The sequence below is a fragment of the Actinoplanes sp. CA-131856 genome (genome assembly GCF_050956135.1).
GTDB lineage: Bacteria > Actinomycetota > Actinomycetes > Mycobacteriales > Micromonosporaceae > Actinoplanes.
On the sequence record NZ_CP191849.1, the window covers coordinates 8,475,229 to 8,497,707 of the forward strand.

The 22,479-nt window shown below is 71.9% G+C and carries 15 protein-coding genes; 9 read left to right on the forward strand and 6 right to left on the reverse strand.

Annotated features, from left to right (window positions below):
- Window positions 1-8: 8 nt before the first annotated feature.
- Window positions 9-932, forward strand: a complete 924-nt coding sequence (locus ACQP2X_RS38825; protein WP_498690488.1) for a LysR family transcriptional regulator — start codon at window positions 9-11, stop codon at window positions 930-932.
- On the opposite strand, the gene ACQP2X_RS38830 is transcribed toward ACQP2X_RS38825, so the two are convergent.
- Window positions 835-2,034 (reverse strand): multidrug effflux MFS transporter, encoded by a 1,200-nt coding sequence (locus tag ACQP2X_RS38830; protein WP_498690490.1) that lies wholly within the window; start codon window positions 2,032-2,034, stop codon window positions 835-837. The genes ACQP2X_RS38825 and ACQP2X_RS38830 overlap by 98 nt on opposite strands.
- Window positions 2,035-2,175: 141 nt before the next feature.
- Here ACQP2X_RS38830 and ACQP2X_RS38835 point away from each other — a divergent pair, with 141 nt between their 5' ends.
- From ACQP2X_RS38835 to ACQP2X_RS38845, 3 genes are all read left to right on the forward strand, one after another.
- A complete protein-coding gene (locus ACQP2X_RS38835; protein WP_498690492.1) occupies window positions 2,176-3,105 on the forward strand; it encodes an MBL fold metallo-hydrolase in 930 nt (309 codons plus the stop codon).
- Complete coding sequence (locus tag ACQP2X_RS38840) at window positions 3,102-3,632, forward strand: cupin domain-containing protein (protein WP_498690494.1); 531 nt, start codon at window positions 3,102-3,104, stop codon at window positions 3,630-3,632. Before ACQP2X_RS38835 ends, ACQP2X_RS38840 begins: the two co-directional genes overlap by 4 nt.
- An 81-nt stretch (window positions 3,633-3,713) precedes the next feature.
- Window positions 3,714-6,317 carry a family 78 glycoside hydrolase catalytic domain gene (locus ACQP2X_RS38845; RefSeq protein ID WP_498690495.1) on the forward strand — a complete coding sequence of 868 codons (2,604 nt, stop codon included), beginning with the start codon at window positions 3,714-3,716 and terminating at the stop codon, window positions 6,315-6,317.
- A 12-nt stretch (window positions 6,318-6,329) separates the two neighbouring features.
- On the opposite strand, the gene ACQP2X_RS38850 is transcribed toward ACQP2X_RS38845, so the two are convergent.
- Window positions 6,330-6,935, reverse strand: coding sequence for a TetR/AcrR family transcriptional regulator (locus ACQP2X_RS38850; RefSeq protein WP_498690496.1), 606 nt, complete (start codon window positions 6,933-6,935; stop codon window positions 6,330-6,332).
- Between the two features lie 557 nt (window positions 6,936-7,492).
- On the opposite strand from ACQP2X_RS38850, the gene ACQP2X_RS38855 reads away from it, so the two are divergent.
- Together ACQP2X_RS38855 and ACQP2X_RS38860 are read left to right on the forward strand one after the other, a co-directional pair.
- The gene (locus ACQP2X_RS38855) at window positions 7,493-8,614 is read left to right on the forward strand and encodes an epoxide hydrolase family protein (protein WP_498690498.1); all 1,122 of its coding nucleotides are present in this window, start codon (window positions 7,493-7,495) and stop codon (window positions 8,612-8,614) included.
- Window positions 8,611-10,158, forward strand: a complete 1,548-nt coding sequence (locus ACQP2X_RS38860) for a gamma-glutamyltransferase (RefSeq protein ID WP_498690500.1) — start codon at window positions 8,611-8,613, stop codon at window positions 10,156-10,158. The genes ACQP2X_RS38855 and ACQP2X_RS38860 overlap by 4 nt, the downstream gene beginning before the upstream one ends.
- Here ACQP2X_RS38860 and ACQP2X_RS38865 read toward each other — a convergent pair.
- Window positions 10,148-11,713, reverse strand: coding sequence for a bifunctional AfsR/SARP family transcriptional regulator/alpha/beta hydrolase (locus ACQP2X_RS38865; RefSeq protein WP_498690502.1), 1,566 nt, complete (start codon window positions 11,711-11,713; stop codon window positions 10,148-10,150). The genes ACQP2X_RS38860 and ACQP2X_RS38865 overlap by 11 nt on opposite strands.
- Before the next feature lie 46 nt (window positions 11,714-11,759).
- Here ACQP2X_RS38865 and ACQP2X_RS38870 point away from each other — a divergent pair, with 46 nt between their 5' ends.
- Both ACQP2X_RS38870 and ACQP2X_RS38875 read left to right on the forward strand, forming a co-directional pair.
- On the forward strand, window positions 11,760-13,064 hold the full coding sequence (locus ACQP2X_RS38870) for an FAD-binding oxidoreductase (protein WP_498690503.1): 1,305 nt from the start codon (window positions 11,760-11,762) through the stop codon (window positions 13,062-13,064).
- On the forward strand, window positions 13,061-13,852 hold the full coding sequence (locus ACQP2X_RS38875) for an NmrA family NAD(P)-binding protein (protein ID WP_498690505.1): 792 nt from the start codon (window positions 13,061-13,063) through the stop codon (window positions 13,850-13,852). The genes ACQP2X_RS38870 and ACQP2X_RS38875 overlap by 4 nt, the downstream gene beginning before the upstream one ends.
- 57 nt (window positions 13,853-13,909) lie before the next feature.
- Here ACQP2X_RS38875 and ACQP2X_RS38880 read toward each other — a convergent pair whose 3' ends face one another.
- Both ACQP2X_RS38880 and ACQP2X_RS38885 read right to left on the reverse strand, forming a co-directional pair.
- A complete protein-coding gene (locus ACQP2X_RS38880) occupies window positions 13,910-18,790 on the reverse strand; it encodes a carbohydrate-binding protein (RefSeq protein ID WP_498690507.1) in 4,881 nt (1,626 codons plus the stop codon).
- A gap of 13 nt (window positions 18,791-18,803) precedes the next feature.
- On the reverse strand, window positions 18,804-19,439 hold the full coding sequence (locus ACQP2X_RS38885) for a hypothetical protein (RefSeq protein ID WP_498690508.1): 636 nt from the start codon (window positions 19,437-19,439) through the stop codon (window positions 18,804-18,806).
- Between the two features lie 349 nt (window positions 19,440-19,788).
- Here ACQP2X_RS38885 and ACQP2X_RS38890 point away from each other — a divergent pair, with 349 nt between their 5' ends.
- Window positions 19,789-21,312, forward strand: coding sequence for a hypothetical protein (locus ACQP2X_RS38890; protein WP_498690509.1), 1,524 nt, complete (start codon window positions 19,789-19,791; stop codon window positions 21,310-21,312).
- A 91-nt stretch (window positions 21,313-21,403) separates the two neighbouring features.
- Here ACQP2X_RS38890 and ACQP2X_RS38895 read toward each other — a convergent pair whose 3' ends face one another.
- Window positions 21,404-22,441, reverse strand: a complete 1,038-nt coding sequence (locus ACQP2X_RS38895) for a WxL protein peptidoglycan domain-containing protein (protein WP_498690511.1) — start codon at window positions 22,439-22,441, stop codon at window positions 21,404-21,406.
- Window positions 22,442-22,479 lie beyond the last annotated feature (38 nt).

Sequence of the window (22,479 nt, forward strand, 5' to 3'; positions counted from 1 at the left end):
TCAACGACGTGCCCGAGGGACTGCGCGACGTCGACGCCAACCTTCTGCTCTCGCTGCACGCGCTGCTGGAGGAGCGGAACCTCACCCACGCCGGCGCCCGCATGACGATGAGCCAGTCCGCGATGAGCGGGGCGCTGGCCCGGCTGCGCAAACACTTCGACGACGAACTGCTGACCCGCAACGGCCGGGAGTACGAGCTGACGCCGTTCGCCACACGCCTGCGGCCGGCCGTGGCCGTGGCCGTCGAGGCGGCCGAGAGCCTGCTCGGCAACCACCGCGAGTTCGACCCGGCCACCAGCGGCAAACGGTTCGACGTGAGCATGAGCGAATACGCGATGACCGTGCTCGCCGAGCCGTTGATCCGCCTGCTGCGCGAGCAGGCGCCGGGCTGCTCGATGAACTTCGACAGCGTGCCCGAGTCGCGGGAGCAGTTCGAGGTGCAGCTGCTGCGCCGCGACCTGGTGGTGGTGCCGCTCGGCTTCGACCTGCCGGGGCGCACCCAGGCCGTCTTCACCGACGAGCTGGTGTGCGTGGTCGCCCGCGCCAACCCGCGGTTGAAAGACGGCGCGCTCACCCTGGAGGACCTCGCCTCCATGCCGCACGCGGTGGCCGAGTTCCTCTCGGCCGGCGAGCACCGCCGCCCCTTGGAGGTCGCGCTCGAGGCCAAGGGCCTGGCCGACCGCACCGTGCTGGTGCAGGTGACCAGCCTGCTCACGCTGCCGTTCGCGGTGGCCGGCACGGGCATGTGCGCCTTCGTGCCGGCCCGCATGGCCCACCGCTGCCTCGACATGCTCGACCTCGTTATCGCCTCGACCCCGCTCGACACCGTGCGGATCACAGAGGCGGCGCACTGGCATCCGCGTCACGCCGCCGACCCGGCCGGGGTGTGGCTGCGCCGCCTGCTGCACGACGTAGCCGTCGATATTCTGTGAACGCGGCCGCGCTCGCGATGAGCGCGGCCGACACCATCACCACGGCCAGGGCCCCGCCCTCGCCGCCGCCCAGGCCGACCAGCGGCGCGACGACCGCGCCCAGGCCGAACTGGCTGAAGCCGAGGACCGCGCTGGCCCGGCCGGCCACCGACCGCACGTGACCCATGGCCAGCGCGGCCGACGGGCCCATCACGCCGCCGTGCGCGGCGACCGCGAAGAAGATCGGGATCGGGTAGGCCCAGGTGGGGCTGTTCGTCACCACCAGGATCAGGAACGTCAGCGTGGCCGCCACCTCCAAGGTCAGCGCCCCCGCGACCGCCCGCCGCGGGTCGAGACGGCTCGCGATCAGGCCGGCGCTGATCAGGCCGACGGCGTTGACACCGAACGCCACGCCGTACGCCACCTCGGACAGACCCACCACCCGCTGATAGAGAAAGGGCGAGGCCGAGATGTACGCCATCATGGCCGCGAAGGAGAACGCGAAGACCGCCGTGTTCGCCCAGTAGCCGGCGTGGCGCAGCGACCCCTTCCGGCCGCGGGCGGCCGCGGTGTGGGTCTCGGGGACGTTGACGGCGACCGCGATCAGCATCAGGGCGCACAGCCCGGCGACCGTCCAGAGCATGCCGCGCCAGCCGACCGGATCGGCCAGCAGGCCACCGATCAACGGCGCGAGCACGGGGGCGACGCCGCCGACGGTCATCATCAGCGTCGTCGCCCGCGCGGCGGCCCGGCCGGTGGTCAGATCGGCGATGATCGCCCGCCCGATGACCAGGCCACCGGCGCCGGTGAAGCCCTGCACGAGCCGGGCCGCGACCAGGACGGCCAGGTTCGGGGCGGAGGCGGCGACGACACCGGCCAGCACGCAGACGGCCGCGCTGATCAGCAGCGGGCGGCGGCGGCCGTAGCGGTCGGAGACCGGGCCGGTGGCCAGCTGCCCGAAGGCCAGACCGGCCAGGAAGGTGGTCAGGGTCAGCTGGACGCCGCTGGCGTCGGCACGCAGATCCTGGGCCATGGCCGGGAAGCCGGGCAGGTAGAGGTCGGTCGCGATGGGCCCGAACGCGGCGAGCAGGGCCAGGGTGAGCAGCAGGGGTGGCCCTAACACGGTCGAAGTCAAACATCCCTCGCGCGCATGGGGAACATGCCGAACCGAGATGCCTCGGATCTGCAACGCCGATGCCCCGCCGATTGTCGTGAAAGGCATAGTCGGTGGAAACCCGCTCGACACATTTCTGACGGAGGCCCGGTGACCTGGAGCGAAGGCAAGCCGTACGTCGATGAGCTGGGCGCCGGTCTCTACGCCTACGTCCAGCCCGACGGCGGCTGGATGGTCAACAACACCGGCGTAGTGGTCGACGGCGCCGGCGCCGCGGTGCTGGTCGACACCACCTCGACCGAGCGCCGCAACCGGGCCGTGCTGGCCGAGGTGGCCCGGGTGTCCCGGGGCGCGCCCAGGGCCGTGGTGAACACCCACCACCATCCCGACCACACGTACGGCAACGGGTTCCTGCCGGCCGAGACCATGGTGATCGGCCACGACAAGTGCCGCGAGGAGGTGCTGGCGGCCGGTCTCGAAGCGACGAAGGTGATCAGCGAGCCCGACTACGGCCACCTCACGCTGCGCCCGCCGGAGCTCACCTTCGCCGACCGCCTCACCCTGCACCTGAGCGACTTCCCGGTCGAGCTGGTCCACGCGGGCCGGGCCCACACCAGCAACGACGTGCTGGTCTGGCTGCCCACCCAGCGCGTCCTGTTCTCGGGCGACCTGGCCTTCGCCGGCGGCCAGCCGTTCCTGCTGGAGGGCTCGGTGTCCGGCTTCCGCCGGGCGATAGTCCAGATGCGCGCCTTCGCACCGGAGATCCTCGTGCCCGGCCACGGCCCCGTCCGCCGGGGCGACGAGGTGACCGACCTGCTCGACAAGATGGACGCCTACGTGGCGTACGTGGCCGAGGTGGCCGCCGAGTCGTACCAGGAAGGCTTGTCCCCCTTGGAGGCCGCCCGCAAGCATCGCGACAACCCCTACCAGCAGTGGGCCGAGACCGAGCGTTTCGTGGGCAACCTGCACCGGGCGTACTCCGAGCTGGCCGGCAACCCGGTCGACACCCGCCTCACCGTCCCGTCGGTCTGGCCCGACATGGTGGCCTTCCACGGCGGCCCGATCGCGTGCCACGCATGACCGCCCCGCGCCGCGTGGTCACCGGCCACACCGCCGACGGCGTCTCGGTCGTGCTGTCCGACGGCCCCGTCCCCGTGAGCCGCCACCTGCCCGCCGACGGCGTCGCGTTCCACGAGGTCTGGAGCACGACGGGCGCCCCGGCCCCACTGACCGCGACCGAGGACGAGCCCACGACCGGCCCGCTGGCCGTGCCACCCCCGGCGCTGGGCACCCGCATCCGCGTCAACGAGTTCCGCCCCGGCCACCTCGACGAGAGGGGCCTCCAGTCCCCCGTCCACCGCACGGCGTCGGTCGACTACGGCATAGTCCTCGAGGGCGAGATCACCCTGATCCTCGACGACTCCGAGGTGACCCTCCACCCCGGCGACGTGGTCGTCCAGCGGGGCACCGACCACGCCTGGGCCAACCGGGGCTCCACAGTGGCCCGCGTGGCCTTCATCCTGATCGACGCGGCTTTCACGCCCGCCCTGGCCGCCACCTTGCCCGGCGGCTTGGACGGCTTGATGCGCGCCGGCCCGCGCGGCTGACGGTGCCCCGGCCCGTGACAGCGATCGCTGGTATTGCGCACCGCGAGTTCCGCCCGGCCCGCGCCGGTGGTCGGATAGGCCATGCGCGTCCGTGTGGAGCATCTCGACCAGCCCTTCGGCCTCGGCGAGCGCCGTCCCCGTCTGTCGTGGCAACCCCCGGCCGACCAGATCGCGTACGAGCTGCGCCTGGACGACGGCACCACCACCGGCCGCGTCCATTCCCATGACAACGTGCTCGTTCCCTGGCCCGGCCGCGACCTCACCTCCCGCGAGCGCCGGCAGGTGCGGGTGCGGGTCTGGACCGAGGACGGCGTGACCCCGTGGTCCGCCCCGGCCGAGCTCGAGGCCGGTCTGCTCGCCCCCACCGATTGGCACGCGCAGTGGATCGGCCCGGACGAGACCTACCTCGCACCGCCGCCACCGCCCGCACCGCCGCCACCGCCCGCACCGCCGGCACCGCCGGCACTGCCCGTGCCGCCGCCACCGCCCGTGCCGCAGCCACCGCCCCTGCCGCCGCCATCGCCCGTGCCGCCGGCGCCGCTGGGCGAGACCCGCCTGGGGCCGGCCGCTGCGACGGGCATCTCTTGGCGGCCCGCCTATCTTCTGCGCGGGCACTGGGATGTGGACGGGCCGGTCGCCGTCGCGCGGCTTTACGCGACGGCGTACGGAATCTATGAGTTGACTTTGAATGGTCGTCGGGTCGGGGATCTGGAGCTGGCGCCGGGCTTCACCGAGTACGGGCGGCGGACGCAGGTGCAGGCCTATGACGTCACGGAGCTCGTGCGGGCCGGCCGCAACGATGTCGGGGCGCTGCTGGCCGACGGGTGGTATCGCGGGCAGGTGGGCATGCCGCGCTCGCGTGACCAGTTCGGTGATCGGACCGCGCTGCTCGCCCAGCTGCACGTCGATCACCCGGACGGCCGCACCACGGTCCTCGGCACCGGGACCGGCTGGCAGAGTGCCCGCTCGCCGATCCTCATGGCCGACCTCATCGAGGGCCAGACCGAGGACCGGCGCACTGTCTCACCACAGTGGACGCCCGTGGTGCTCCACGACCATGGCTTCGACCACCTCGTCGCCTCGCCCGCTCCGCCCGTCCGCGCCATCCGGGAGATCCGCCCCTCCCGCCTCCCGAACGGCGTCTTCGATCTGGGCGAGAACATCAACGGCCGGGTGCGTGTCACCGTCCCGGCCGGCGCCGAGGTGACACTGACCCACGCCGAGGCGCTGGGACCCGACGGCCATGTCACCACCGATCACCTGCGGCCGGCCGACGTGCCGTTCATCGACCGGGAGCTGACCGCCGGCCAGGTCGACACCATCAGGACCGACCGGGCGGGCGTCTTCGAGCCCCGTTTCACCACCCATGGCTTCCGTTACGTCCAGGTCACCGGCGACATCGAAGAGGTGACCGGTGTGGTCGTACACACCGATCTGCGCCGCACTGGAACCTTCCATTGCGACAACGAACGCCTCAACCTGCTGCACGCCGCCGCCGAGCGCAGTTTCCTCGGCAACGCCTGCGACATCCCCACCGACTGCCCGACCCGCGAACGCGCCGGCTGGACCGGCGATTGGCAGATCTTCTGCCCGACCGCGACCTTCCTGTACGACGTGGCCGGCTTCACCACGAAGTGGCTGCGCGACCTGGCCGCCGGCCAGTGGGAGAACGGCGTCATCGGCAACATGGCACCCATGCCACCGGCCGAACGGACCGGCTTCCTGGCCACCCTCAACGGCTCGGCCGGCTGGGCCGACGCGATCGTGCTGGTCCCGTGGGAGATCTACCAGGAGTACGGCGACCGGCGCCTGCTGGCCGAGATGTGGCCCGCGATGACCCGCTGGCTGGCCTTCGTCGAACACACCGACCCGGCCACCCGTTTCCACTGGGGCGAGTGGCTGGTCCCCGGCGAGGACGTCACCGACTTCGCGGCCTTCGCCGCGGCCGACAAGTCGGACGTGGCGACCGCCTATCAGGCGCACACCTACGGGGTGGCCGCCCAGATCGCCGCCGTGCTCGGACACCACGACGAGCGGGCGCGCTATCAGAAGCTGGGCCAGGCGGCCCGCGACGCTTTCCGCAGGATCAACCTCAAGACCCAGGCCGATTTCGTACGGGCATTGGCATTCGACCTGATCCCCGAGCACCACCGACAGTCCACCGCCGACCGTTTGGCGGCCTTGATCCGCGAGAACGGCACCCACCTGGCCACCGGCTTCCTGTCCACCCCCAGCCTCCTGCCGGTGCTGGCCACGCACGGCCACCCGGATCTGGCGTACGAGCTGCTCCTCCAGAACACCGCCCCCTCCTGGCTGGCGATGATCGACAGAGGCGCCACGACGATGTGGGAACGCTGGGACGGCATGGACGACGACGGCACCCCGCACGACTCGCTGAACCACTACTCGAAGGGTGCCGTGATCAGCTTCCTGCACCGCTACACGGCCGGCCTCCAACGCCTGACCCCCACGTGGCGCCGCTTCCGGGTGCAGCCGCATCCGACACCCGCCGTCACCCGGGTCACCGCCACCCACGACTCACCGCACGGCCGGATATCCGTGGAGTGGAACAGGGAAGCCCTGACGGTGACCGTGCCTCCGGGCTGCACCGCCGAGGTGGTCCTGCCCAACGGCAAGACCCACGACGTACGCCACGGCACGCACAGCTTCCAGCTTGCGGCCTGAGGAGGGCCGCCGTCACCGGCGCCAGCGCCAGCCGAGCTCCTTGTTCGTCGGTTCGGGACCCGGCAGATCACCGCCGGCACGGATGCCGTCGAGCAGCACGGTCAGGTAGCGCTCACGCAACTCCTCGGTGCGCCGGCCGTCCGGGATCCGGACGGCCGCACACATCTCCAGCAGCATCGTCACATCGGCCATCACAAAGCCCGACCGCAGCGACGGACGGGCCCGCTCGAACAGCACCGCGGCCAGCTCCCCCGCCCGAGCGGCATCGTCGTCCATCTCCTCGGTAGGCGTGAACGTGCCGGCCAGATGCACGGTCAGCGAGTGGACATCAGCGGCGACGACCGTACGCAGAAAGGTCTCGAACGCCGCCCATCCGTCCGGCGCGTTGACCGCTTCCTCGGCGGCCGCGATGAAGGTCTTGAGGCCGTTGTGGCAGAGCACCCGCAGAAGTTCCTCTTTGCTGGGATAACGCCGGTAGAGCGCGCTGATCCCGACCCCGGCCCGCTCCGCGACTTCCGAGATGGGCGCCCGCTGGTCAGCGATGAAGACGTCCCGGGCCGCGGCCAGGATCGCGGTGTCGTTCAGGGCCGCCTTGCGGGCCCGCTCAGAGATCGCCATAGCTCCACCATACCGGAACGGAACGTTCCGCTCCGCGTTGAGAGCGGAACGGAAGACTCCGCTCCCCCGAATGAGCACACAGACGCCAGCCGGCGGCGCAGCCAGCAGGAGGCAGCGCGGACTGGATGAACGGGCGCCAGCGCGGGCAGACGTTGACGCATTGACAGCGCGGGCAGCAGGGCGAGCCATCAGCGGGCCCGGCGCGGATACATCGACAGCGCGGGCAACAGAGTGGGCCATCAGCGGGGCCGGCGCAAGCACATCGACAGCGCGCACCGACGCGGGCGGACCAGCAACGAAGACCGACACGGAGCAGCAGCGCGAGCCAACGCGGGCCAGCGTCACGGGCAGGCATAGACCTAACGGCAGCGCGGACAACACGGACGGGCCGATCGCGCGGGCAGCCGAGGGTGGCCGGCATCCCGGGCCGCATCACGCCATCATGCGCAGACCCGGCTCGAGAATTTACGGAACGGAGTATTCCGTTCCGCTGGAAAACGGAGTACAGTCGTAAGCAGAACGGAACATTCCGTTCCGCTTACTGGAGGAGACCGGCAATGACTGAGATCCGCCCCTTCCGCATTGACATCTCTGACGCTGACGTTGCTGACCTGCGGGAGCGGCTTGCCCGCACCCGGTGGTCGCCCGAGGTTCCGGGGCAGGGCTGGGGGCGTGGCGTGCCCGTCGACTACCTGCGCGGGCTGGCCGACTACTGGGGCCGCCAGTTCGACTGGCGGGCGGCCGAGGCGCGACTCAACGAGCTTCCTCAGTTTCTGACCGAAGTGGACGGGCAGACGCTTCACTTCGCTCACGTGCGGTCCGACAACCCCTCGGCCGTGCCGCTGATTTTCGCCCACGACTGGCCGGGGTCCTTCGCGCTCTACCTGCCGGTCGTCGAGGCGCTTCGGCAAGACTTCCATCTCGTTCTCATGAGCACGCCGGGTGTCGGTTTCTCCGGGCCGTTCACCTCCGCGGGCTGGAACACGCCGAAGATCGCCGCGGCCTACCACGAGGTCATGGCCCGGCTGGGCTACGAGCGGTACGGGGTGCAGGGCACCGGCGGTGGCGGCGCCATCGCCGTCGAGATGGGGCGGCAAGCGCCCGATCGGGTCATCGGGGCGCACGTCAACGGCCACATCACGTTCCCGTCCGGTGGCCCCTCCGACTTCGAAGGGCTCACCGAAGCCGAGCAGGGGCGGCTTCAGCGGCTCCAGGAGTTCCGCGACGACAAGATGGGGTTCAACGTCATCCAGTCGACGCGGCCGCAGACCCTGGCCTACGGGCTGCACGACTCCCCCGTCGGCCAGCTCGCCTGGATCGCCGAGAAGTTCAAGGAGTGGACCGACCCGGCGGCTGAGCTGCCCGAGGACTCCATCGGCATCGACCTGCTGCTCACCAACGTCAGCCTCTACTGGTTCACCGGCACCGCCGGCTCGTCGGCCAACCTGTACTGGGAAGCCGCGCACGACCCGGCCGCCTGGGCTCCGAAGCCGCGCTCCACCTTCCCCCTGGGTGTCGCCCTCGGCGTCACCGACATCACGGTCCGCCGATTCGCCGACCGCGACGCGCCGGTCACCCACTGGACCGAGGTTCCGGCCGGTGGCAACTTCCTCTCCGCCGAAGAGCCCAAGATCTTTGCTGACGATGTACGGGCGTTCTTCTCTAGTCTTTCCGCATGACCCTCGCCGTCGCACTGGCCGCGCCCCACCCGGGCGCGGCCGGCGCCGCTCGCACGATCAACGGCAACGCGTTCGACGCCGCCCTGGCCGCGGCCGCCGCGCTGACCGTGGCCTATCCGCATCAATGTTCGATCGGCGGTGACCTGGTGGCGATCGTCCGTCCGGCCGGGCAGCCGCCCCGAGCCGTGCTCTCGATCGGCGCCGCCGCGGCCGCGACCGATGTGGACGCTCTGCGCGCGGCCGGCGACCGGATGCCGACCGCCGGCCCGCAGACCGTCACCGTTCCCGGCGTGGTCGCCGGCTGGGCGGCGGTCGCCGCGCTCGGCGCCACCCGCCCGCTGCGCGAACTGCTCGCCCCCGCCATCGCCATGGCCGCGAGCGGCGTCGCGGTCAGTCCCGGCCTGCGCCGCGCCGCCGAAGCCGGCCTGGACGTCATCCGCGCCGACCCCGGTCTGACCGCCCTTCTGCTGGACGGCGACGGCCGTCGCCACCCGGTCGCCGGTCGCGGTTCCGGCCAGGTCGACGGCGTGCGCGACCACCTCGTACAACCGGCCCTGGCCCGGACTTTGACCCTGATAGCCGAGGATTGGCGCTCCTTCTACGACCGCCCGCCGCTGTTGCAGGGTCTCCGTGATGTCGGGAGTTCGCTGGACGCCGGCGACTTCGCCGCCCACCGGGCCGAGGTGATCGATCCGCTGAGCCGGGAGGTCGACGGCGTTCGCTGGTCGGCGCCTCCGCCCCCGGCCCAGGGCGCCACGTTTCTCGAGCTGGTCGGCTCGAAAGATCTGGTCGCCGAGGCGTGGAAGGCCCGCGCCACCCGCGACGCCAAGCTCGGGGACCCCCGCACGGAAAGCACGAAAGGCGCGGAAAGCGCGGAAGGCACGGAAGGCGGGAAAGGCGCGGAAGGCAGGGAAGGCGGGGAAGGCGCGGAAAGCGATTCCCGCACGGCAGCCGCCACTCGCCGGTCGGAGGTCTCCGAAAAAGCGACCGGCGACACCGTGGCCGTCACCGCCGTCGACAGCGACGGAAACGCGGTCACGCTGATCCAGAGCGTCTTCTTCAGCTTCGGGGCGGGGTTCCTCGATCCCTCCACCGGCGTGGTCCTGCACAACCGGGGGTCCTCCTTCAGCCTCGATCCGGCGCATCCGGGCCGGATCCAGGGCGGATCACGCCCGCCGCACACGCTGTGTCCCACCATCGGCGTCACCAAGGACGGTGTGATCGCCCTCGGATGTCAGGGTGGCCGCTCCCAGCCATGGATTCTCGCCCAGGTGGCGGCCGACGTCGTCGACGCCGGCGACCTGGACGCTCTCGTGGCCCGGCCGCGCTGGGTCATCGGAGCCGGCGAGATCGGGCGCTCCTCCCCCACCCTGCTCCTCGAGCCCGGCCTGCCGCCGGCCGAGCCCGGTGACTACGCCGTAGAGACCACGAGCGGCCCGCACGACGACGCCGGGCACGTGCAGGTCGCCCGGCTGCGCGGTGACGTCCTCGACGCGGGCAGCGACCCGCGCGCCGACGGCATGGCCGTCGTTCTCAGGCCGTGAGGAAATCGATGGCGTACCGCCGCAGCTCTGCCGTGTCGGTGAACCACAGGGCGTCGGTGCCGGGGATCGTTCGAAGCTGGGCCGCCGGCAGGTGGGCGGCCAGGTGACGGGCGTGCCCGATGTCGACGTTGAGGCAGTTGCGGCGGTGCAGGACCAAGGTCGGCGCGGTCACCTCGGGCAGGCGGTGGCGCACGTCGGCGCCGGTGGCCACCGCGCGGATCGCGGTCGCCACCGACGGGGAGGCGGCCCGGCGGCCCAGGCGGTTCCACCACTGCCGGAACGTCTCGTCGGCGGCGACGCTGGGTGCGGCCTGCGCGACGGAATCGACCCCGTGGCCGGGCCGGCCGGGTGAGACGGTGTCACGGATCAGGGTCTCGGTCGTACGCCGGTCCAGGCCGTACGGATAGTCGTCGCTCCGGGTGTAGCGCGGGAAGCACTGGGCCAGGACCAACCGGCGTACGCGCGACGGGTGGCGGGCCGCGAACTCCAGCGCGATCAGGCCGGTGTCGAAGTTGGCGAACAGGTCGGCCCGGCCGATCGCGGCCGCGTCCAGGACCCGCCCGATGTCCTCGGCCCACTGGTCCAGCGGCGGCCGGTCCGGGTCGAGCGGGTCGGAGAGGCCGATGCCGCGCCGGTCGAGGCAGACCACCGCGGTCCGCTCGGCGAGAGCGCTGAGGGCGGCCCGGGCGTGGGCGCCGTCGAGCAGGCCGTCGATGGTGAGCATCGCCGGGTTCAGCACGACGAGGTCGTGGCCGCGGCCGGACAGCCGGGTGTAGGCGGTCGCGCCGGCCGCGTCGGTGGCGTAGCCGATCTCCACCATTGTGGAGGGCGCGGGCCGCAGCACTTCGGTCTGCGCGGCGCTCAGCTCGGCCGACGGGTCGAGGCCGACCTCGACGAGCGCGGCCCGCGCGCCCGCCGCGGCCCGCAACGCCTCGGTCTTGCGGCCCGCCCGGTTGAGCGCACGCACGTAGAGCACCCACAGCGGCTCGTCCAGCGGGTCGGCCGTGGTCAGCCGCTCCAGTTCGCCCAGGGCCGAGCCCGGGTCGGCGCCGGAGACGAGGCAGCCGAGGTGCTCCTGGACGAGGAGCCGCCGCTCCTGTCGCCAGCCCTGGCGCAACGCGGCCGCCGCGACCGTGTCCGGCAGCTCCGGATCGCCGCGCCACAGCTCACGCGCCTCGGCCAGGACCGCGGCGGCGCTGTCCGGGCGCCCGTCGGCCAGCAGGCGGCGTGCCCGGGCCCGGGCCGCCGCGACCAGGCCGACGTCGGTGTGCCCGGGCGCGACGGCGAGGCGATATCCCTCGCGGCCGACCCGCTCGACGCCGGCCTGATCCGCGTGCGACAGCGCGGCCCGGATGCGGGACAGGTGGGCGCGCAAGGTCTTGACCGCCGACGGCGGCGGGTCGTCCCACACCAGCCGGGCCAGCTCGTCCAAGGTGACAGCGGCCGGGGCGTGGACGGTCAGGATGGTCAGCAGCTCGCGGGCCTTGCGTTCCAGGCCGGGCCCGGAGCGCACCCCGGCCGTGCCCAGCACCCGCACCTCACATCCGGACCACATCCTCACAGCATCCGTCCCGGGCCGGTGGCTGCATAGCTTCGGCCGCATGACGACCTTTACCGTGAGCGGCTCGGTGTTCCGGCCCGGCGACGCCGGTTACGACGAGCACCGGGCCGGCTGGCAGCGGACCTTCGAGTCGCGGCCGGCCGTCATCGTGGCGGCCGGGCACGCGGACGACGTACGCCGCGCTGTGCTCCACGCGCGGGAGCACAGCCTTCCTCTCGCCGTGCAGGCCACCGGCCACGGCACTCTCGTGCCCGCCGACGGTGGCCTGCTGCTGAAGACGACCGCCCTCGACCGTGTCGAGATCGATCCGCGGCGGCGGGTCGCCCGGGTCGGGCCGGGGGCGGTGTGGGCCGCCGTCAACTCGGCCGCCGCCCGCTTCGGGCTGGCCGGGCTGGCCGGCCGCTGCCGCACCGTCGGGGTCACCGGTTACACGCTCGGCGGTGGCCAGTCGTGGCTGTCGCGGACCTTCGGTTTCGCCGCCGACAGCGTGGTCAGCGCCGACGTCGTCACCGCGGACGGTGTCGCCCGGACCGTGTCGGCCGAGCAGCATCCCGACCTGTTCTGGGCGCTGCGCGGCGGTGGCGGCAACTTCGGCATCGTCACCTCGCTGGAGTTCCGCCTGTTCCCGGTCGACCGCGTCTTCTCCGGAATGTCCTTCTATCCGCTGGAGCGCGCACACGACACCCTCGACGCCTATCGGCGGTGGGCCGCCGACGAGCCCGACACCATGAACACCGCTGTGCTGCTGATCCGCGACCCGTCGAGCGGGCGCCGGATGCTGGCCATCCGGGTGTTCCATCTGGGCGCGGACGGTCGCCGCGTCCTGGCCCCGCTGCTGGCGGCGGCCGGGCCGCCGCTGCTCGACGCGTTCGGCGTGCGCTCGTTCCCGGACGCGAGCGACGCCACCAACGGACCGGACGCGCCGCCGATGGCGATCCGCCAGGAGTTCGAGCTGTTCCGCACTCTGCCCGACGACGTGCTGGACGCCGTCCTCGTGGCCGGCGCCCCCGATTCCCCGCTGGCCTTCGTGGAGGTGCGGCACTGGGGCGGCGCCATGGCCCGCCCCGGTCCGGACGCCGGCCCGGCCGGGCACCGTGACGTGCCGTTCTCGATCATGGCCGTTGGTCCCCGCCCCGCCGGCGAGGAGACGCTCGACCGGTTGGCCGGGCGGCTGCGCCCGCACGCGACCGGCGGTGCGTTCCTCACGCTCTCCATGGATCCGTCGCGGACCCGGTCCGCCTTCACCGCCGCCAACTACGCGCGCCTGGCCGAGCTCAAGCGCGCGTGGGATCCCGGCAACTTCTTCCATCTGGGCCACAACATTCCACCGGAGGTACTCCCATGACCCACGTCCTCGTCACCGGCGCCACCGGCACCGTCGGCGGCCACGTCGTCCGCGAGCTCCGAGCGCGCGGGGCAAAGGTCCGCGTCGACGACGCGACGTCCATCAGGAACGCCGTCAAGGACATCGACCGCGTGTACGTCAGTGCCCCCGACGGCCCGCACAAGGCCGACCATGAGATCGCGGTGATCGACGCCGCGGCCGAGGCCGGCGTCGAGCGGATCGTCAAGTTGTCAGCGATGCACGCCGATCCCGCGTCGGCGCTGCCCGCCTACCGCTGGCACGGCGAGATCGAGAACCACCTGCGCGGCTCGGGCCTGCCGGCCGTCGTCCTCCGGCCCACCTTCTTCATGACCAACCTGCTCATGGTCGCCGCGGGCGTCGCCGGCACCGGCCTGCTGCCCGCGCCCACAGCGGGCCGGCGGGTCGCGATGATCGACGTTCGCGACGTCGCCGCCTGCGCCGCCGTCGCGCTGCTGGACGACGGGCACGAGGACCGGACGTACGACCTCACGGGCCCCACAGCGGTCACGTTCGCCGACGTGGCGGCCGCGATCGCCGGCGCGACCGGCCGCCCGGTCGGCGCGCTCGACCTGACGGAGGAGCAGGCGCGTCCGCGCTTCGAGGGCGCGGGCCTCCCCGACTGGCTCGGCGCTCAGCTGGCCGGTGTCTTCGGCGTCATCCGCGCCGGCGGCTTCGAGCAGGTCACCGGCGACGTCGAGGCGCTTCTCGGCCGTCCGGCCCGCGACATCGGCGCCTTCGCCCGCGAGCACGCCGCCGCGTTCTCATAGGCTCGTTCGCAGAGAAAGGGGGCCCGCGCCACAAGCGCGGGCCCCCCGAAACAGAACCTACTTAATCAGCTTCCACGGACCGGACGCGGCGCCCGGTGCCTGGTTGCGGTTCCACCACTTCGCCTCGTACACGTGCTCCTTGTACGTGGCCCGGTCGCCGCCGACATAGACCGTCGTCGGCGTCCAGTCGGCCGGGCTGTTGTCCGGCTTCGGCGGGGCGACCTCGGCCCACGGGCCGTTGACGTCGCCCGGCTTCTGGTTGCGGGTGTACCAGCGGGCCTTGAACGTCTTGCCGTCGTACAGCGCCACGTCACCCGCCTGGAAGATCCGCGACGCCGTCCACAGAGCGTCACCGGCCTCGTTCATGGCCAGTTCCTGCCACGCTCCGTTCGGGTCACCCGGCGCCGCTCCGCGAGCGTAGTAGGACGCCTGGAAGACCTTCCCCTGGTACGTCACCCGGTTGCCGGCCTGGTAGGCCGTCGTCGCGTTCCACGCCGCCGGGAGGCGGACCACCTGCGTCGCCGTCACCGTGCCGGCCTCCAGCGTGTCGCTGCCCGAGTACGACACGGTCAGCTCGTGGTTTCCGCCGCTGAGTCCCTTGGGCAGGGCGATCGCCGTCGTACCACCGGAAAGCGCGGCCGAACCCAGAACCTTCGCGCCCTCGGCGACCGCAACGGAACCGGTGGCTGTCGACGGACCGGTGACCTTCACCGTCACCGACGCCGCGGTTCCCCAGTCGACCGGCGTGGTGGTCACGCTGATCGTGGGCTTCGCCTTGGCCGTACGGAACACCGCGGGCTGAGCGACCGCGACGCCGCCATCCGCGCTACGGGCCGTCACGACCCAGGCGTACGAGGTCACCGGCTGCAGCTTCGACCACGTCACCGTGGCCGTGCCCGCCTCGGTCAGCGCCGAGCTGCCGATGACCCCGCCGGGCACGTACGCGGCCAGCGAGTCCGTGCTGAACGACGTCTTCCGGCTGGTCAGGTCGACCGGCAGGGTGAGGTTGTCCTCGGCGCCGTTGTAGCGGGGCTTGGTCTGGCTTCCGTCCTGCCTGATGTCGTACTCGGTCGCCCCGAAGTTCTTGAGGAACGGCGAGTAGGTGTCGATGTGGAGCTCGGCCCGCTTCACGTCGAACTGGAGCAGGCGCAGGAAGCTCGCGCCGAACTGGAGCCGGTCGGTGGCCTTGTGGTCGATCTTGCCGTCGCCGTTGACGTCGATGTTGCCGTTGGCGTCGACCTTGTCGGGCCACAGCTCCGAGCTGGCCACCGTGTAGAACTGGTAGTCCGCGAGCAGCTCGACCACGTCGTGGGTCTTGGTGACGCCGATGTTGGACTTCAGGTTGGTGCCGACGCCGTGCTCGTGCCCGGCCAGCACCAGGAAGACGTTCGGGTTGTTCTCCACCACCTGCTTGTAGAGGGCCGACCCGTCCGGCTCGGAGAACGCCGCCCCGCGGCCGTCGGCGTTCGACGACGGCTTCAGATAGTCGTGCGAGAGCAGGATGCCGTTGCGGTCCTTGTACTTCTTGAAGATCATGTCGGCCCACTGCGCCTCGTCACGCGTGACGCCGTACGACAGACCGACCGCGACGAAGTCGAGCCCACCCGCGCTGAACAGCACGTAGTTGTTCTGGTTGTCCTTGCCCGGCGTGGCGCCGGCCTCGTCCCAGGAGTGATATTCGGCGCCGGCCGGCCACGACTTGGCGACCTTGTAGTAGCGGTCGGCGCTGAACGTCCTGCTGAACCGCGAGGTGGGTCCGGTCTCGGCGCCGAGCTGGTTGTCGTGGTTGCCGGCGATGACCTGGTTGACCACGCCGTTGTCGTCGAGCACCTTCTGGTTGCCCGAGGAGACCGCGAGCTCCTTGTCGACCTGCTCGTTGAGGCCGGGCCGCAGCAGCGAACCGTCGGCCTTGCGGGCCAGCGGGTCGTAGTAGTCGTTCTCGATCACGTCACCGGTGTGCGCGGTGTAGGCGATCTTGCGCTGAGCGGCGTTGTCGGCGATCCACTGGGTCTCGGCCCGGTACGCGTTCTGCCAGATCGCCTGCTCCTCGGCCGTCTCGACGTCGGACGCCTCGTCGACGCCGTCCCAGTCGTTGTAGGTGCCGCCGGCAGCGCCTTCGGTGATGTACTGCGTGTCGGTGAAGTGCGCGAGCGAGAAGTCGTACGACGAAGGGTCCTCGAACCGGTCCTTGTCGTTCTGCGCGCTGGAGTCACGCGGCGACAGGTCGTCGGCGAACGGGTCCTCGCCGGTGACCAGCACGTGCACGGCGCCGCCGGCGCGGTAACCGGCGGGCAGGGCCGCGGTGAGCACCGTGGCCTTGCCGGACTGACCACGCGAGCTGGTGAGCACGACCCACTTGCCGGCGGCCGCGTCCCACACCCGCAAGGCGGCGACGCGGGCCGGGTCGATGGTGCCTTCCCAGCGCAGGGTGGGCTCCTGGGCCGGGTTGCCCACGGCCAGGTCGTAGCGCTGGAACACCACGTCGCGACCGGAAGCGGTGTCGACCGACTTCCCGTCGAGCGGCCGGAGCGAGCTCACATCGACGGTGGCGTCGTGCTGCACGTCCAGCGTGGTCGGCACCGACTCAGCGAGGCCCTGGTAGCCGCCGGTCGGCAGCACCACGTCGGCCGCGGTGAAGGTGGCCGTGGCCGGCCCGTCGAGCTTGGCCGACAGCACGGCCGAGTCGCCGTCGGCGGAGGCCGCGAGATCGGTCGGCACCGACGGGATGTAGGCGCTGCTGAAGTGGATCTCCCGGGTGGCCGAGTTGCCGAGCACGTCGGCCGCGGTGACCGCGATCGTGTGCTCGCCGGCGGGCAGCCCGTGCCCGATCTCGTCGCCCTCCTTGACGGCCTTGCCGTCCAGGGTGATCGTCGGCGTACCGGAGACGCCCGAGGCGTCCTTGACGTCGACGGTCAGGGCCACGGTCGAGGTGAGCTTCTGCCCCTCGGCCGGGGTGCTGTTCGCGATCTCGGGGGCGGTGTTGTCGACGGTGATCCGGCGGGTCGAGGTCTTGTCGCCGACCACGGCGGTCACGGTGTGCTTGCCGTCGGCCAGCGTGGTGGTGTCGATGTCGGCCCGCTTGCCCAGCGCCGGCAGCGCCGTGCCGTCGGCCGCCGTCACGTAGAACATGATCGTGGCGTCGAGCGTGGCGTTGTGGCTGCTGCCGCAGGTGCCGTCACCGATGTAGACGGTGACCGGCGATCCGGCCGGGTAGCTCGCGGAGCCGACCGTGACCGTGGTCCCGGCGATCACGCGGGTCACCTGGGTGGCCTTGCCGCCGGCCGGGGTCAGCGCGAAGTCCCGCAGCGTGAAGTCGTCGTAGTTGTCGCAGCTGCTGCCGTGGTCGCTGCCGGCCACGAACTCGACACTGTTGAGACCCGGGACCAGCCACTCGTTCGGGAAGGCGAGGTCGGCCGTCTCCTTCTCCCAGATGCCGAGGTCGCGCGGGATGCCGTTGATCAGCACCTTGTTGTCGTAGCCGCCGTCGGAGCCGTTGCCGCCGACGAAGACCTTCAGGTGGGCGTCGCCGCCACTGCCGAGAGTTCCCACGGTACGGCTCGTGGGCGCCCCCGCGACGTCGAAGTGCAGCTCGAGGTCCTTGTTGGCCCCGCACGTGCCGTCACCCAGCGCGATCGACTCGGCGGTGGTGGCCGCCTTCGTCCCGGCCGTGACGACGTACGTGGTGCCGGCCGTGACCGTCCCCTCGGTGCTCAGCGACAGCTGGGCCGAGCTGCGGGTGACCTTGAAGTCGTCGTGGTTGGCGCAGGTGACGCCGCCCGAGGTGCCGTTGTACGTGCCGGTGCGCAGCTCGACGACGTTGTCGCCGGTGTGCAGGAAGCGGGCCGGGAACGGCAGGCTGACCGTCTCGGCCCCGCCGACGCCGTAGTCGCCGCCCAGGTCGACGCGGTTGCCGTTGACCAGCAGGTAGTTGTGGTACTTGGCCTCGACCGAGTTGCCGGCCTCGACGGTGAGGGCCAGCGTGGCCGAGCTGCCGGCCAGGGTCTCGTCGTCCTCGGCGGCCTTGCCGTCGACGGCGAGCTGCGACACCGCCTCGGCGGCGCCGGTGGCCGGGGCCGCGATGACGCGCTGCTCGCCGCGGACCAGCACGCCGTCGGCCGGGGTGATCTTCGCGGCGCCGGCCGGGTCGTTGTTGACCTCGACCGTGGCGCTCGCGGTGGCGCCGGTCGCGGTGGCGGCCGCGATCGTGTGGGCGCCGTTGCTCAGCTTCGTGGTGTCCAGGTCGGCGCCGAGGCCGGCCGTGCTGCCCGGCTCACCCGAGACGACGAAGGTCAGCGGCTGCGTGAGCAGCTTCTTCGAGGTGCCGCAGGTGCCGTCGCCGAAGCTGTAGCTGAACGCGTTCTGCTCGCTGTCGGCGACCACGCCGAGCAGGCCGAGGCCGATGCTGCTGATCGCGAAGTCGTCGTAGTTCGGGCAGCGCAGCCCCTCGCCGTTGGGCAGGGTCTCGACGCCCGTGGCCGTGGTGCTGGTGGTGTCGACCCAGTTCGCGCCCGCGTTGACGGTGACCGTGTTGACCCCGGTGTGCAACCACTCGCCGGGGATGTCGACGGTGCCGCGCACCCCACCCGCGATGTCCGGCAGGTAGAGGCGGTCGGCCTCCGCGGTGTGGTCGTTGACGACCAGGTAGTTGTGGTAACGCGCCTCGGTGCCGTTGCCGCCCATGTCGAAGCTGAGGTGGGCGGTGCCGGCGGTCTTGTCGGCACGCAGCGCCGTGCCGTCGACGGTGAGCGCGACGACGGCGTCGCCCTCGGTGGTCGGGTCGGCGGTGATACGGGTGGTGCCGTCGAGCGTCCGGCCGTCGCTCACGTTGAGCGTCGGCGGACTGCCCACGGCCGACGTCTGCGCCCCCGCGGTCGCGGGAGCGACGACGGCGGCGGTGACGGCGACCATGAGCACAGGCCACAGGGCCCTGCGGTTCATGGAGGGTGTCTCCTTATGTGGGGTGGGTGGTGCCTCGCCGGCGCAGCACCACGACCAGCACGATCACCACGAGGAGCACCCCGAGGGCGACCCCGCCGATCTGCACGGCGGCGCTGCGCCCGAGCTTCGAGGGGTCCTGCGCGACGTCGCCGAGGACCCATTCGTGGGTGGCCTCGCCGTCGCGGTAGACCGCGTGCTGGCCACCGGGACCGGTGGCCAGGGTCTGATAGGCCGGGTTGAGGTCGGTCAGGGTGCGCACGGCGACGGTGGCCCGCCCGACCGGCTGCGGGCAGGCGAAATCGACTGTCACGCCGTCACGAGCGAGGTCCTTGGGCGCCAGCACGGTGCCGGGGCACGCTTGATCGGCGCCGGTCACGGTGATCTGTTTCAGGAGGTACGCCGACAGCTGCTCCGACGGGCCGATGGCACCGGCGTCCGAGGGCTGATAGAAGACGGCCCCGTCGAGAAACACCCGGTCCTCGGGCAGCACGCCCAGGGCCACGCCGAGCAGGGTCAGGTCGTCGAGCCCGCCCACCTTCCAGCGGATCCGGACGACGCCAGGGTGCGCCGGATCGACGCCGACGGTGACGGTCTGCGGGTCGCCGAACGGGTGGGCCGCCGCCGGCCGCGCGGGCAGGAGCGCTCCCACGGCAACAAGCAGAAAGATCGCGGCAAGACGCCGTCCGAAGTGGTGCACGATCGTGAATCCTGTGGGTCTCCTGAGAAGTCCAGTCCTAGCGGACTTGATCAACAGGAGAAGGCCAGGTGAAGGAAAAGCGCCGGCGCCCCTCCCCCCGGGGGACGCCGGCGCTCCGGCCGGCACGGCGTTTGCCGCCACCGTGCGGCCACGAAGCTCGCCCGCCAGCGAGCTTTCCAAGGGTGCCTCGCCGCGAGGCTACCCAGGTGACGGCCCATTCCGGAGATCAATTGCATCGGGCACGTCTCCGTGCAACTCCGCCGATTGAATTGATCTCATTACGCCCGGTAAGTTTGATCGAGTGCCGGTAGCCACCCCTCGCGAGCGGATCGGCTGGCTGCTCCGCGTCAACCGCCGCCTGGCCCGCGACGACCGGTGGCACACCGGCAAGGCCTTCGCCGCGGCGTTCCGCCCAGCCGGCGACCGCCCGCTCGCCGAGTCCCAGATCACCCGCTGGGAGAACGGCACGACCAGCGCGCCCCGGGCCGCCATCCGCCGTTACGAGGATCTGCTCGGTCTCGCCCCGCATTCGCTGACCACGCTCAAGGACGCCCTCGACCGGGCCACCGGCACACCGGCGGCCGGCGCCGAGGAGGGCGATCCGGGCCGGCTGCACACGCTGCTCGAGGTGGCGACCGGCGCCGGGCCGGTCACCGGCCCCGAGTGGGACGAGCTGACCGAGCTGGTCCGGGCCCGCCCCGGCCTGATCCTGCACCCGCCGCGCCTCTGGCAGCAGCTGTCCCAGCGGCTGCTCACCGAGCTGGCGGTGGCCGAGGACAGCGCCTGGCTCCAGCGCCAGGAGTCGATGAGCCGCCTGCTCGGCCACCCGGACGCCGGGGCGCACGCGGTCGACGCCTGCATCCGGCTGGCCGAGGACACCGGCAACCCGGTGGTCGTGGAGCCACTGTCGCTGCTGGACACGACCGCCCACCCGGACGCGAACAGCCACATCCTCCGGACGATCGCCACGGCCCGTGACGACAGGGCCCTTTACGGGGCGTTACTTGCCACGGTCCGCAAGATTCGGGTACGCCACTTCAACCCCGACGAGCTGGGCGACATCGGCCGCTCGGTGACCGGCCTGCTCGGCGACCCCGGCCTGGCCGACATGCTGCGCCCGCTCGTGTGCCAGATCAACCGGGCCCTGACCAGCGAGACCACGACGGGCGGCCTGTCCCTGGCCGGCGGCTCGTCCGCGACGGCCGATGGCTTTTCCCCGGCCGCGGATCTCAAGGCCCGGCTGATCGCGGCCCGCGCCTGCGCGCAGGCGCCGGTCGACCGGCCGGCCGAGACGACACTGGCCGTCCTGGTCGGCGAGTGCCTCGACAGCGACAACCCGGACGAGCGCCTGCTGTCCTCGATGTTCGTCGCCGCCACCCCGCTGCGCGAGCCGGTGGCCGCGGCCATCCTCGACCGGGTCGTGGCCGACCTGCGCGGGCGCCGCGACACCGACCTCGACGCCGCGCTGCGCACCCTGACCAACCTGGGCTCCGAGGTGCACCGCCCGCTGATCAGCCAGATCCTGACCGAGCGCGAGTTCGGCGAGCGGGCCCGCTACGCGGCGGCCTGGGCCACGCCGCACTGTGCGGGCGCGTTCCCCGAGCCGGCCTGGAGCCGCATCCTGGCCATCCAGCTCGCGGCCTGGCAGCGCTGCCCCGAGGGCCTCGGCCGCGAGATCCTGCACGGCGTCACCTACGGCATCGGCACCGACAGCCACCGCGTGCTGCTGCACCGCGTCCGCGAGGACGCCCGCATGCCCCAGGAGGCCCGCACCACCGCGTCGTGGCTGCTCACCACACCCGCGGTGATCCCCGCCGGCGGCTGACCCCGCAGCCGGGCGCGGCGGGGCGGAGCGGGCACGGCGGGCGCGGGGGCGGAGCCAGCGCGGATGGCGCGGCGGGGCGGTTGACGCCCGGTCAGCCGGCCGCGGTCGCCTTGTCGCGCAAGGCGTCGGCGACGGCGTCGCGCACGCGGGCGTCCTCGCGGTCCTGGCGGCGCTTGCGGTTGCGGCGGGTCAGGACGACGGCGGCCACGATGATCGCGATCAGGGCCACGATCAGCGCCAGCAACGTCCACGGCCAGGCCCAGCCGTGCGCGGTGGCGGTCACCTTGTCCAGCGACGACGTCGAGCCCGAGGCGTCGGTGAGCTGCGGCACCAGCGTGACCGTGGCGTCGAGCAGGACGGCGGCGGTGACGCCCTCGATCGGGACCGAGACCTTCCAGCTCTCGCCGGGCAGCAGCTCGGGCGGGTTGGCGATCTTCGTGGTCTCGACCTTGAACAGCCCGAGCGGACCCGTGATCTGCACGCCCTGCTGCGCCGTCTCGACCGCGTTGCCGACATTGTGGATGGTGTAGTCGACGGTCGCGGTGCCCTTGCCGAACGGGTTCGGCGTGCCGTCGTACGAGATGTGGGTGTTCTCGATCTTCAGAGCCGGCGTCAGATCGCCGCCCACCCGAAGCTTGATCTTGATGCCGAGCCGGCGGTCGACGTTCACCTGGGCCGAGTCGTCGGCCTGGGTCAGCGAGGTGATGATGCCGCCGACGTAGTCGCCCGGCGTGGCGTTCGATGGGATCTCGACGGTGAACGGCACCGTGACCGCCTTGCCGGCCGGGACCGTGACGTTCTTCTGCGCGGCGTGCACCCAGGCTCCGATGCCCTTGCCCTTGGTGTCCGCGCCCTGAAGGTCGAGGGTGCCGGTGTCGGTGGTGAAGCCGTCGGCCGCGTAGACGCCCAGCTTCAACGGGGTCTTGCCGCGGTTCGCCACGACCAGTCCGTCCTTGGCCTGCCCGCCCGGATTGACGGCGTAGCTGAAGCTCGACCGGGTGGCGCCGAAGCTGTTCGACTCCGTCCGCACGGTCCAGGTGACGTCGCCTTCGTCCGCGAGGGCGGGCGTGGGCGCGAGGCCCGTCAGCACGAGAGCAGCGGCGGCGAGCAGGGCAAGTTTGGTCTTCATCGGTAGATCCCTAGGTAGAAAGCGGGGCGGCACTCGCA